Source organism: Bacillus niameyensis, assembly GCF_001375535.1.
GTDB classification, from domain to species: domain Bacteria; phylum Bacillota; class Bacilli; order Bacillales; family Bacillaceae_C; genus Lederbergia; species Lederbergia niameyensis.
The window spans coordinates 3730350-3743407 of record NZ_LN831197.1 but is presented as its reverse complement, the minus strand read 5'-3'; the positions used below and the strand labels follow the sequence as shown (position 1 = coordinate 3743407).

The window sequence follows — 13058 nt, the reverse complement described above, 5'->3', positions numbered from 1 at the left end:
TTCCATTCAATAAAACTTACACATGGGACACAATCATCTGCGCATTTCCATCCAATGTAAATGCTCCTGTACTTGCAGGAAGAATGAAATGATCGCCTTTTTTGATTGGGTAAGATTCCGACCCTACGTTCATCGTGGCGTCACCATCTATAACACTAACTAGGAGGAACGGGCTGTCTTGTTGGAATTCTGCTTGTCCATTAAGTTCCCATTTATAAACAGTAAAATATTCAGCTTCGACAAATTTAGTGATTTCCGCACCCGGAATCGTCTTCACTTCAGGAGTTGTATCAGCATCTTTGTGCGGAATTGTTGCCACTGCAACTGATTGTTCGATATGAAGCTCCCGCGGCTTACCATCTTGTAGACGACCATAGTCATAAAGACGGTATGTCGTATCCGAGCTTTGTTGTGTTTCAAGTACAAGCGTTCCTTCGCCAAGCGCATGAATCGTTCCGCTTGGTACGTAGAAGAAGTCACCTGGCTTAATTTTCACGGTACGTAATAATTGCTTCCATTCGTCATCTTCAATCATTTTCTCGAATTGTTCTTTCGTGTTGGCCGTATGCCCGTAAATTAGCTCAGCGCCCTCTTTACAGTCAATAATATACCAGCATTCCGTCTTTCCAAGCTCTCCATTTTCATGAAGATTGGCATACTCATCATCCGGATGAACTTGTACAGAAAGATCTGCATTAGCATCTAATATCTTCGTTAACAGCGGGAACACTTTAGTAGGATGATTGCCGAATAATTCCGGCTGTTCTGTCCACAATTCAATTAACGTTTTGCCGGCAAATTCCCCGTTTTCTACAACGGATGGACCATTCGGGTGTGCCGAAATCGCCCAACATTCACCAGTATGGTCGTTCGGAATCTCATAACCAAACTTATCTTTTAGTGCTGTTCCACCCCAAATTCTTTCCTGAAAGACTGGTTTTAAAAATAAAGGTTCTGTCATGATGTTCATCCTTTCTTTAATTGCTTCACCTGTCGATATTTGATAAATACATAGATGAATCCTAAAGTTAGTAAAGCTCCGATCGAATCAATCCCAACATCGATGATCGAGCCTGTCCGCTCAGGAATAAAGGCTTGGTGCCATTCATCTATAGCTGCATAAATCGTTGTTAGGATCCATGCCTTGAAAAACCTGCTCTTCTCAAAACTATTGTAGAATAAAAACGCTAGAAAGCCAAATGCTGTCAAATGAACTGTTTTTCGAAAAAGGACATTTAAGACTTGCGCTTGATTTTCTGAAAGTCGCAAAAGCTTTTCAATCAAAAACTGTGTGCTTCCTCCAGTTGATGACGGGGAAGCTGTTGTAACAAAGATAGCAACACAATAGAGGATTGCAACTATGAACCAAAGGTATTTTTTCCTCATTATTCCACTACCTTCACCTTTTCTTTTCCCAATCCGTTAAAAAGCAACAGACCGATAATACCAATTAATGTAAGAATCGTCATAATAAAGTATAAAGTAGGTCCTCCAAAAGCGTCAAAAATATAGCCGCCCGCATATGAGCCAATAATGCCTGTTATTCCAAAAACAATAAGGACAAAGACCATATGCCCTGTCGCTTGCAGCTCCTTTGGAAGCAATTTATATAAATATTCAATTGCCCCCATAAAGAAAATCGCATAGCAGAAGCCGTGAAAAACTTGAACGGCTAGCAATAAGATAGGATCATCAATAAAGGCGATTAAAAACCAGCGAATCAGATAAAGGAAGCCCGCTATAATGATATAGTGAATCGGCCTTTCGGGACGGCGAAACCACCACGCGCTTGTAAAAAAGGCAACAGCTTCACTTAATACAGCAATAAACCATAACCAACCGACAAGCATCTCGTTGCCGCCAATTTCAAGAAGATGCAAGCTTACGAAACTATCATTCATCCGATGGGCTAAAGATATAAAAGATAAAACTAAAAAGAATAAGAGTAAAGTTGGATTCTTGAAAAACTTGCCCATATCCCGATAGTCCACTTTTTTAGTACCTGTCTTTGCATCCTTTAAGCGGAACGCTAAAATGAGTGCTATCATGCCAAGCAGTATCATAGGTAACCAAAGATAGCCAATCCCCATTTTAGCGAAGAAAAAGCCGCTCCCAAGCGTCAGTACTGCAAATCCAATTGCTGGCCATGAACGAAGCACGCCAAAAGAAATCCCTTCTTGATCAGCCATCCGTTTCGATAAATTTTCTGAAAGCGGAAAAAGCGTGTTATAAAATAGATAAAAGAATGAACCTGCCACAAAGATCCAAACAAGACTAGATGTTTGAAAGATCCAAACCATACCAAGCAAACTCCCAATAATAACGGTAATCAAAACTTTTTTAACCGTTTTATATTTATCACTTATAAATCCCCAAATAGGTTGTCCTAATAATCCGAAGAATGTTCCTATAGCTAGAAATCTGCCAATTTCCGAAGTTGTTAAACCTTTATTCTGAAAGTATAACGGAAAATAACTAACGATAAAGCTGTTGATTGCCCCAATCACAAACAGATAAAGAATAAATGGAATTAGCGGACGATGACTTTTCATGACATGACGCATCCTTTTGCATTCAATTTTATTTTTAGAGGATATTTTCCATAATGACAGCCAGTCCTATTTTTCGGACTGGCTAATATAAAACTATTATTCAATTGTATCTTTACAGGCTTTTAACCAAGATCGTGCCATTAACATATTTCCGGCCGAATTCATGTGAACCCCATCGGTCGTTAGTTTCTGCGTATTTCCGGAGCGTAAGTATTGTTGGAAATCCTCATGAGTAGGCACTAATACAGCACCATATTTATTCGCAAGCTTCCGAACAATTTCCACATACTCACGTAGTTTTTGATTACCTTCAGATGTTGGATTTTCTTCAATAATGGTCGGCTCCATTAAAATTAGGCGAGCATTCGTTTTTTCACACAATTCATTAAGTACTCGTTCAAACTGCTCTGGATAAACTTGATCGATATTCGGTCGATCAAGCTGTCGCCACACATCATTAATTCCAATCGAAATCGATACATAATCGGGGTTTAATGCTAGAACATCTTCTTCCCATCTTACTTCCAAATCTATGACTCGATTGCCGCTAATCCCCCTATTAATGATCTCTAGTTCCTTTTCTGGATATGTTGTCAATACATAATCGTGAATAAGCCGCACATAACCGAATCCGAGTCCTTCTGGATCTTCCCCTCGGTGACTGTCGGTTATGCTGTCTCCAATTAATAGAATACGTGAATGCTTATCCATTTCTCTTCCTCCTTTAATTTTCCGATATTATTTTAAAATTGCACGCAGCTCCTTAATTGTTCGCTCATCCATTTCCAGCTCCCCATAGCGGACTCCTTCATAAGCATCCCGCAGCAGACGTAATAGCGCTTCATCCGATAGATCTAGTTCCGCGAGAATTTCACGTGGTGTCATTGCTTGTGCCCCCTCTAAACTTTCGCGTTCCAACAGCTTACGGTATACATACCTAACCTTCTCCTGATTCGATAATGAATCCCAGCGCGGTTCACGTTTAAACATATTTCTCATCATATTTTTTGCCTTTTCCTGTTGCTCTTGCCTCCACTCTTTCCAGTCAAAAAGACTTTCCTTCTCATCGACATATTCATGAGTCTCCTCATTTTTCAATGCTCGAGATAAAAGTTCTTTTATATACAGAATGAACCTCCGAACGACTTCCGCGACCTTTTGTCTTACCCTTTTGACCATTAACGATAAAAGCAGAACAACGAGGCCTGCGACAAATACATAGGCTATGTAGGTCAGGATCATGTAAAAGATTTCTGCAAAAGCAGATTTCTCATCATCCGGAAAACCTGGTAACATCCCAGACGAAGGTGGAGCCTCTTCTGGAATAGGTTCAATTTCCCCGGTAGAAGAGTCGCCAAGAATCCATTGAACGATGGCTTTAAATCCATTCCATAACCATTCTCGAATTTTTCCGATATTAGAAAAAAGGACGATTACTATAAAGGTTATCAGTAAATAGACACGATTTTGGTTTTTCATAGCACGGCTAATCATTGGTTTCCGGTCTTTGGAGAGTGTTGAGTTTTTCAATGTTTCATGATTAGAAAGAAGAAGTGTCACTCCAACTGAAATAAAAGCACAAATGGAAAACAGCGAAAAATAAGGATTAAAGATTTCTATATAACGAATTAAAAAATAACTAATAAAATAGATCGCAAATCCACCGAACCACATAAACATAATCGGTAAAGGCTGCGCTCCGCCACCGAACATCATTCCTCTAAACAGAAAAACCACTTGTACAAATGCTAAAGGGATAAGCATTGCCCAAAATAAATCAAATAGGAAAACCGGAATAACCCCTAATACTAGCGATAGTATTGAGGCGAACCACCATTTCTGATTTGGGAAGCCACTCCGTATTAAAACACCTAGTAAAAACAATCCAAAAAGGAGAGCAATCCAGTACCATAATCGTTCTCCGCCAACAAGCAAAATTCCTCCCATTAAAATAATCGGGAATATGAGTAGAAATTCAAATACACCTTGATATAAAGCGTCTTTTAGCTTTTTTAATAAAATCATAGCTCAATCACATCCTAATTGGCTTGCCGAAGCTTTTCAGGTTCCAATTCAAGAATTTCAACGGAGTTACCGCCATCTTCCAATTGTTTAATCATCTCATGCATTTTTTCCGTTACCATTTCGGTAATAATCAGAATGTCCATCCCTTCCATGTTTCGTTCTACTTCTTCTTTTAAGAAAAAATCAAAGTAAGTACTCGTTCCAATTTTCAATTTAGCCATCGTTTCTAATAAATAATTAAGCTGCTGTTTCCCATTTTCCGGCTCGATTCTAATCGACTTTTTATTCGATTCATCAAAATAGCCATTGCAGCCAAACCCTGTGCTAATCCCATTAGTAAGTGCATATTGAGCAATGGAGGCTGCATAGGAAATCGCCCGCTCCATTAACTCTTCATCTATAATCGGCCGCCACATATCCTCAGTTTGATTGAAATTTAAATAAATCATTAAATGATGATCCGCTGAAAAATCCTTTTTATTCACTTGTAAACGATTCGTTCGAGCGGTCGCTTTCCAATGAATCGTATTAAGAGGATCGCCACTCGCATAATCGCGAACGCCCGCCGTCAAAAACGGATCTTCCATAATCCACCTGCGGACGATAAGATCTCCTAACCAACTATGGGCTGGCAATGGAATGCTATCCATCGACACTAAGGTAGGATAAACAGTTATTTCCGCCTTCGCGGGAACACTTTGAAATATGTCCCCAACACCAAAGACATCACCAGTTGTGAGCGAGACAGTTTCGAACCGATAATGCCCTCTTTTCGTACAAGTTAGTGTTTGTCTTCTACGTACTTTTTGATAGGGCATTAAACTGAAAAGTGTTCGATGAAACTCACCATCCGCATTCATTTCATGATTATTTTCGGAATTACGTTGAAATTGCAGGTGTGCACTAATTTTTGATTCAAGCCGCAACCATGGTACAGGCAACAACTTTCTATTAGAAATTTCATCTACCATTTCAATCTGTTCACCGACGAACGCAACTTGCTTACTGAAAGATCTTTTATATTGAACTCGCGCAAGTCCCCACTTTCCATAAATATAAATTTGTAGAAGGACGATAACAATCGTAACGAAAATAAACCATGCTATATTCATTTTACCGTCATACCCTTGTTTTTGAAATCCTCACTTGGGACAGGAACCTTGGTAAGAATATCTTCAAGAACAGCATCTGCCTGATTCTCTCCAACTCGCTTCATTTGAGTTAAAACCATTCGGTGCCCTAGTACAGGTTTTGCCAATGCTTTTACATCATCGGGAATGACATACTCTCTGCCTTGTAATACAGCATATACTTGAACTGCTCTAAGCAAAGCTTGACTTCCACGTGGACTTACTCCCAATTCTACATGTTCATGGGATCTTGTCATTTCAACGACATCCATTATGTAGCGTAGCATGTCATCACTCACATAAACCTTCGAGTAAAGCTTTTGTGCTTCTAATATTAAATTACGACCTGCTACAGGCTGAATTTCATCAATTGGATTTCGTTCTTTAAATCGCTTTAAAATAGCAATTCCTTCTTCTTTTGAAGGATATCCCAAATTAACTTTTAGCAAAAAGCGATCCAACTGGGCTTCTGGCAGTGGAAATGTCCCTTGGCTCTCTAGCGGGTTTTGTGTCGCGATAACCATAAAAGGCAGTTCCAAGAAATGAGTTTCGCCATCAATCGTTGTCTGTTTCTCTTCCATACATTCTAGTAAACTAGATTGTGTTCTCGGTGTAGCACGGTTGATTTCATCAGCAAGTACGATATTGGCAAAAATTGGACCTGAACGAAATTCAAATTCACCCATTTTTTGATTGTAAAAATGAATCCCTGTCACATCCGATGGAAGTAGATCCGGTGTAAATTGAATTCGCTTAAATGAACAAGATAAAGATTGTGCCATTGATTTAGCCATTAACGTTTTCCCTGTTCCTGGAACATCTTCAAGGAGAACATGTCCAGAAGAAATAAGTGCTACTAAAAGCAAATCAATCGTCTCATCCTTACCAATGATCACTTCTTGAATGTTTTTCTTTACGTTGTCTGCCATTTCTTTTATCATAGTAAACTGCATTTTTGGCAGCCTCCTTTTTCTTACAGGATTGGTAAAACTCATACTTTACAAATATGAAAAAAGGCATAAACTATAAATATATATGTAAGCGTAAACATAACAGTTTAAAAAGAAACCGATCATGCGGTTTCAATATACATAAGTTTCCAAAATCTCTATTTTTGTTCACTTGTAATTCCTAAGTAATATTTTGTTACGGATGAGAAAGGTTTATTTTTCTCTAAAATCCAAGCCGGGAAATTAGGATGATGAATGGCATCTGGAACACCTTGAGTTTCAAGGCAAATCCCTAAATGTTTGCGTGCTGGTACACCATATATTTCCTTTTCATCAGAAAGTTGGTTGGCTGTGTAGACAACAACGCTTTTCTCATCAGTTTCAACTGTCAATGTCCTTCCGCTTTCCGGATCGGCTAGATAAATTTCCTCACAATGGTTTGCCGATAAAATGAAAGGATGGTCGTACCCTCCGCCAACAAGTCGATTTTGTGGGTGATTCGATTCCACACCAGCTTTAATCGCTTGTCCATTCCGGAAGTCAAAAGCAGTATCTTCTACATCCAAAATCGTACCAGTTGGTAGTAAACTCTCATTTAATTCAACGAATTGATCACTCTTCATCGTTAGCGTATGATCGAGTACGGTACGTTTCAAATCACCGCTTAAATTGAAGTAAGAATGATTGGTAACATTTAATAGAGTCGTTTCATCTGATTTTCCATAATAATGAATCATAAATTCATTATCATTTGTCAATGTATAGGTCACTTTCATTGCTAAGTTTCCTGGATATCCTTCTTCCCCATCAGAACTAAAATGTGTAAAAATAACACTCGCTCGATTTATATCTTCTTCGTAGGAAGAATTCCAAATCATGTGACTAAACCCTTTTTCCCCGCCATGTAAATGATTCTCACCTTCATTTTTTGCGAGAGAATAGGTTTTTCCTTCCAGATCAAAGGTCGCACCACCAATTCTACCTGCAACACGTCCTACTATACAGCCAAAATAGGGGGAGTGTTGGAGATAGTCTTCTAGATTATCAAATCCGAGAACAATATTTTCCAAACGGCCTTTTTGATCTGGTGTTACCATTCTAGTAATCGTACAACCATAATCGATGCAAGTCACTTCGACTCCATTTACGTTTGTAATGGTATATGAGTATACGGGTGTATCTTCTATATAGCCAAATACACTTTTTGTTACCTTCATATCCATCCGCCTTTCCTGAGTTCTACATCTTTCATCATAGTCTTCCTTTCGGAAACAGTCAATTTGAAATAACAAATTCGAGAGATATTTTCTAAACAATTGGAAAATAGTGGTGGATATGATCGATTTCGCTTTATAGAAAAAAACAAAAAAACCCCTCCAAATGTAGGAGTGGGTCATAATTCCTTATTTATATTGATCGGCAAGATCTCCCAATACAGGAATCTTGAATTTCTGCCCTTGATACGCTTTCACCATGCAGAGAATCCAAAGTACTAATCCTGCTGGATATAATAGCAAGTTAAATAACCAACCAATTAACGGAACGTAATTAAAGACAAAATCAAGAATAAGATAAGAAACCGTCAAAGCTATGGACTGTAACGCATGAAAGCGAACGACTTTATTTTCCTTTTCGAGGATAAGAAAAATAATCCCTGAAACAAAACCAGCGAGATAAGCTATTAAGCTTGCAACATTTTCCTCTAGCCCTGTTGAGGTTTTATTATTTTTATTTCCCTCTAGATTTGTCTCAACTGGTTTATTACTTTCTTCATTATTCTCGTTTTGAGGATCCATTGGATCTGTCTGGCTCATTGCATTCCCTCCTTTAACATCGTGACGATAGACAATACTTTCATCATATCTAAAGTTCAGAATATTTCCATCCTGCAAAAGAGTGATGTTTAAATCCCCATCAAATATCCCGCTTTTTTATGCTAAAAGTACAGATGCTATGATTTTATACCTAAGATTCCTCATAAAAAGCCCATCCCCGATTTCTTCAGGAATGGGCCAAAACCATTAATTAATAAGCTCTTCTATTTTCTTCATAACTTCTGTTTCCAATAGTTGAAGCTTTTCAGTACTACCCTCCAATGTTTCACCTTTTACAGCAAAGTAAAATTTAATTTTTGGTTCTGTACCTGATGGACGGAGGCAGAACCAAGAACCATCAGCTAGTTTAAATTTCAACACATTGGATTTTGGCAACTCTATTGCGGCTTTTGTACTAGTTTTTACATCCAAGCTTTCACTTAGTTCATAATCCTCAATAATCGCAACATCAACATCGCCAATAACTTTAGGAGGAGCGTTACGGAACGATTCTAAAATTCCCACAATTTGCTCAGCACCCTCTTTTCCTTTTAACGTGAGGGATTGCAATGATTCTCGGTAAAAACCATATTCCTCAAAGATGTCCATTAATCCATCATAAAGGGATTTTCCTTGCATTTTATAGTAAGCAGCCACTTCTGCAGCAAAAACCGCCGTTTGAACCGCATCTTTATCTCGAACAAAATCGCCGATTAAATAACCGTAGCTTTCCTCATATCCGAATAAAAACTGATGTGCATTTGTTGATTCAAATTCTTTAATTTTCTCTCCAATAAATTTAAATCCTGTAAGTGTATCAAGAGAGGCCATTCCAAAACTTTCCGCAATCGCTCTTCCAATTTCAGAAGTTACGATTGTCTTAATTACAATTCCGTTTTTAGGTAATGTGCCGTTACTTTGCTTTTGTTTTAAAATATAATGGGTCATTAATGCACCTACTTGATTTCCAGTAAGGACAACATATTCCCCATCATGATTTTTTACCGCTACGCCAAGTCTATCTGCATCTGGATCAGTTCCAAGTAAAATATCAGCGTCTATTTCCTTACCATAACGAATCGCAATTTCAAAAGCAGCATGTTCTTCTGGATTCGGAGACTTTACAGTCGAAAAATTCGGGTCAGGCAATTCCTGTTCCTTGACGACTGTTACATTCTCAAAGCCAAAGGCACGAAGGCCGGCTCGAACGGAATGGTTGGCTGTTCCGTGAAGGGGAGTAAAAACAATTTTTAGTTCTTTCCCAGCCTTTTCAACTGCTTCTTCATTTAAATGAATCGACTTCATTGCTTGAATATAGGCTTGATCAACTTTTGCGCCGATATAAGTAAGCAATCCATTACGAATAAGTTCTTCGCTATCTGCTACTTCAATTTCTAGCTCATTGCCAGCATTTCTAACATAGCCAATTAATTCATCCGCAGGTCCTGGTGGAAGTTGACCACCATCTTCTCCATATACTTTCAACCCATTATATTCAGGAGGATTATGGCTCGCGGTAATCATAACACCGGCAAACGCATGTAAATAACGGACAGCGAAAGACAATAATGGAGTTGGATGCAACTCATCGAAAAGATATGCTTGAATCCCATGCTTTCCAACTGTTTTAGCCACTTCCAGGGCAAACTCCGGTGACATATGACGCGAATCATAAGCAATAACGACACCGCGAATTTTAGCTTGCTGACCTTGTTCTTCTATGTATTGGGCTAACCCTTCTGCAGCTTTGCGGACGGTATACACGTTCATACGATTTGTCCCAGGCCCTAATTCACCGCGCATTCCCCCAGTACCGAACTCCAATTCCTTATAAAAACTATCTTCGAGTGCCTTCTCATCCGCCTGCATCAAAGTTAACTGTTCACGTAAGTCAGCATCCAATTCAGCGAAGCCGATCCAATTCTCTAGCTTATCTTTCCAAGACATATAAAATCCTCCTTAAAGAGAGGCGGTGCCTGGCACGCCCCGAATTTTGTCGAATTAAGATTTACTTCTTTAATGTTCCAAACACTTTAATACTACCATATTACGGTTCATCAATCATTCGCAAGATGGTCAAATCTTTTGGCGAATCTTTTAGAGATATCCATAAGAAAAAAATCCCGACCCAGCATGCGGGATCGGAATTTTTCAAAAGACTTTTAGTCAAAGTATACTGCTTTACCTGTTTTCGCTGATTCATAAATCGCTTCAAGGATTTGCGTTACAACAAAAGCCTGTTCTGGTTTTACAAGCGGCTCTGTATCGTTAATAATGCTGTTAATCCATTGACGCGCTTCAATATCTGAATCACTTTCGCCACTGCCGCCACTAAAGAAAGCGACACCGCCAGTTTTTAAGTCGACTTCTTTCGTATAAAGTCTGCCGAATTCCTCACCGTTAATACGAAGGCCGCCTTTCATATCAGCTCCTGCTTCCGTACCACTTAAAGAAACCTTAGCTTCATCTACTTCTAATGTATTAAGAGCCCAACTAGATTCAAGAACAATCGTAGCTCCATTTTCCATCGTGATGAAACCAAATGCAGAATCTTCTACTGTAAACTCTTTAGGATCCCATGGACCAAACGCGTTTGCAGAATTTTCCTTGTGACCCAATTTATGATAGGATGTTCCAAGTACAGCTTTCGGCTTGTAGTTGTCCATCATCCATAATGTTAAATCTAGTGCGTGGGTACCGATATCAATTAAAGGTCCGCCACCTTGTTTTTCTTCGTCTAAAAATACGCCCCAAGTCGGAACCGCACGGCGACGAATCGCATGAGCTTTCGCAAAATAAACTTCGCCCAAGTCACCACGTTCACAAATATTATGTAAATGAAGGCTGTCAGGTCGGAAACGGTTATTATAGCCAATCGTTAATTTTTTACCTGTTCTCTTGGCCGTTTCTACCATTTGGCGAGCTTCTTCCGATGTTTTAGCCATCGGCTTTTCACACATAACATGCTTATCAGCTTCCAAAGCTGCAATCGAAATTTCCGCATGAGAACTATTTGGGGTACAAACATGCACAACATCGATAGAACCATCTTTTAATAGTTCAGTATAATCTTCGTAAACTTTCGCGCCTTCTACACCAAACTTTGCAGCTGCTCTTTCTGCTCTTTCTACAACAATATCACAGAAAGCTACTAATTCTACTTGCTCGAGTTTGGATAAACTTGGCATATGCTTGCCATTAGCAATACCGCCGCAACCAACGATCGCAACCTTTAACTTCTCTGACATCCAATCTCATCTCCCTTTTTAAACTTCGTCTTAAATTTAAACGTTTCCACACAAATAGTCAAGTGCTTGGCACACACTGAAATATATGAAAAAAAACAGTGAGTTACGCATTCAAAATTCGCCTGTAACCATGGTCTTTTCCAGTATTTTGTAAACCATTCAAGATTAGCTGAGGATAAAAAAGGGTACTCCTGACAAACATGCCAATTTTACTATAGAACCAACCTGACATCATTCGACAAAATTCGGGATGACAGTACGTAGTACACATGATAATATTGGTATTGGATTTATCCTACATAGACTGGCTGTAGAATTTTCATTGTGTGAAATTTCATTTTTTTAGTAGTCCTTTTGTCATTATAGAGAGCTTAGTAGATTCATATAATGGCGAAATCTATCAAATTATATACATAGAGGTGGAAGATTATATGTTATGTCCAAATTGTGGTCATGAACAAAACGCTGGAAATCTATGCGATAAGTGTGGATCGGCTTTTGACCAAGATGAGGCAAATTCAGAAGTAGAAATCCCAAATGAAGATCAGAAAGAAAATTCATCGTCATCTAATGATTCTCATTTAAGTCCTGCAGTTCAGGAAGTTCAGTCTGCTCAAGCCGAGACCGCGACTGCCAAAGCCCAAACAGTGGGAACAGATGACCACGTTGAAAAAGTAAAAGAAAAGTCCAAGCAATATTGGAATTATTTTCTTCACTTTCTTAAGCATCCAACCAAAATCTTTGAAATGCAAAACTCAGAATGGGTGAACGCCCTTATCTCTATCGGAATTTTTGTACTGTTCGTCTCATGGACCCCGATTTTATTAGTTAGAAGTTTCATTCGTGGCGGGTTTGGAGATATGGGATTCTTGTTTATAAAAGAAGTTGCTGGCTATTTTATTACAGGTTTCATTAGTATCTTTATATTTTCATTACTTTCGATTGCCATTGTAACATTTTCATTATTTATCATTAGTAAATTTTTCGGGCCTAATATTTCGTATAAAGATATAATTAGCCATTATGGCGCCTTATTTAATCCTGCATTAATTTTAATCATTTTATCGTTTCTATTAGTTTTACTTAAATCACAATTTATCGGTACTATGTTATTAACAATCGCCCTTGTCATTGCCCTTTCGGTCGTGCCACTTTATCTAATGGGCAAGTATTTGGCAAAAGAATCGAAGCTTATTGATCCTTTTTATGCCTTTTTGCTGTATATGGTGTTAAGTGTGACACTATTTTCGATTGTTTCAGGAATCATCATGGATACAACCGCAGGCAGTATTTTTAATCAGTTATTTTAAATATAATCTGGGTATGGAATTTGATCGGT

12 protein-coding genes are annotated in these 13058 nt (G+C 38.6%); 1 reads left to right on the top strand and 11 read right to left on the bottom strand.

Annotated features, from left to right (window positions below; translation table 11 throughout):
• Positions 1-16: 16 nt before the first annotated feature.
• From manA to BN1243_RS17205, 11 genes are all read right to left on the bottom strand, one after another.
• Positions 17-961 (bottom strand): mannose-6-phosphate isomerase, class I, encoded by a 945-nt coding sequence (manA, locus tag BN1243_RS17255; protein WP_062108902.1) that lies wholly within the window; start codon positions 959-961, stop codon positions 17-19.
• 5 nt (positions 962-966) lie between these two features.
• Entirely contained in the window at positions 967-1386 is a 420-nt protein-coding gene (locus BN1243_RS17250; RefSeq protein ID WP_062108900.1) for a VanZ family protein, read from the bottom strand.
• Entirely contained in the window at positions 1386-2552 is a 1167-nt protein-coding gene (locus BN1243_RS17245) for an MFS transporter (RefSeq protein ID WP_062108898.1), read from the bottom strand. Before BN1243_RS17245 ends, BN1243_RS17250 begins: the two co-directional genes overlap by 1 nt.
• A 96-nt stretch (positions 2553-2648) precedes the next feature.
• Positions 2649-3263, bottom strand: coding sequence for an SGNH/GDSL hydrolase family protein (locus BN1243_RS17240; protein ID WP_062108896.1), 615 nt, complete (start codon positions 3261-3263; stop codon positions 2649-2651).
• Positions 3264-3290: 27 nt separating this feature from the next.
• Complete coding sequence (locus tag BN1243_RS17235; protein ID WP_062108894.1) at positions 3291-4577, bottom strand: DUF4129 domain-containing protein; 1287 nt, start codon at positions 4575-4577, stop codon at positions 3291-3293.
• 14 nt (positions 4578-4591) lie between these two features.
• On the bottom strand, positions 4592-5689 hold the full coding sequence (locus BN1243_RS17230) for a DUF58 domain-containing protein (protein WP_062108892.1): 1098 nt from the start codon (positions 5687-5689) through the stop codon (positions 4592-4594).
• Positions 5686-6660: an AAA family ATPase gene (locus BN1243_RS17225; protein WP_062108890.1), complete on the bottom strand. Its 975-nt coding sequence runs from the start codon at positions 6658-6660 to the stop codon at positions 5686-5688. The genes BN1243_RS17230 and BN1243_RS17225 overlap by 4 nt, the downstream gene beginning before the upstream one ends.
• Positions 6661-6815: 155 nt before the next feature.
• On the bottom strand, positions 6816-7874 hold the full coding sequence (locus BN1243_RS17220) for an aldose epimerase family protein (RefSeq protein ID WP_062108888.1): 1059 nt from the start codon (positions 7872-7874) through the stop codon (positions 6816-6818).
• Between the two features lie 186 nt (positions 7875-8060).
• Positions 8061-8471 (bottom strand): DUF4870 domain-containing protein, encoded by a 411-nt coding sequence (locus tag BN1243_RS17215; protein WP_230200242.1) that lies wholly within the window; start codon positions 8469-8471, stop codon positions 8061-8063.
• 207 nt (positions 8472-8678) lie between these two features.
• Entirely contained in the window at positions 8679-10418 is a 1740-nt protein-coding gene (locus tag BN1243_RS17210) for a phospho-sugar mutase (RefSeq protein WP_062108886.1), read from the bottom strand.
• 215 nt (positions 10419-10633) lie between these two features.
• The gene (locus BN1243_RS17205) at positions 10634-11719 is read right to left on the bottom strand and encodes a Gfo/Idh/MocA family protein (protein WP_062108884.1); all 1086 of its coding nucleotides are present in this window, start codon (positions 11717-11719) and stop codon (positions 10634-10636) included.
• Between the two features lie 431 nt (positions 11720-12150).
• Here BN1243_RS17205 and BN1243_RS17200 point away from each other — a divergent pair, with 431 nt between their 5' ends.
• Entirely contained in the window at positions 12151-13029 is an 879-nt protein-coding gene (locus tag BN1243_RS17200) for a CHY zinc finger protein (RefSeq protein WP_062108881.1), read from the top strand.
• The last annotated feature ends 29 nt before the right edge of the window (positions 13030-13058 follow it).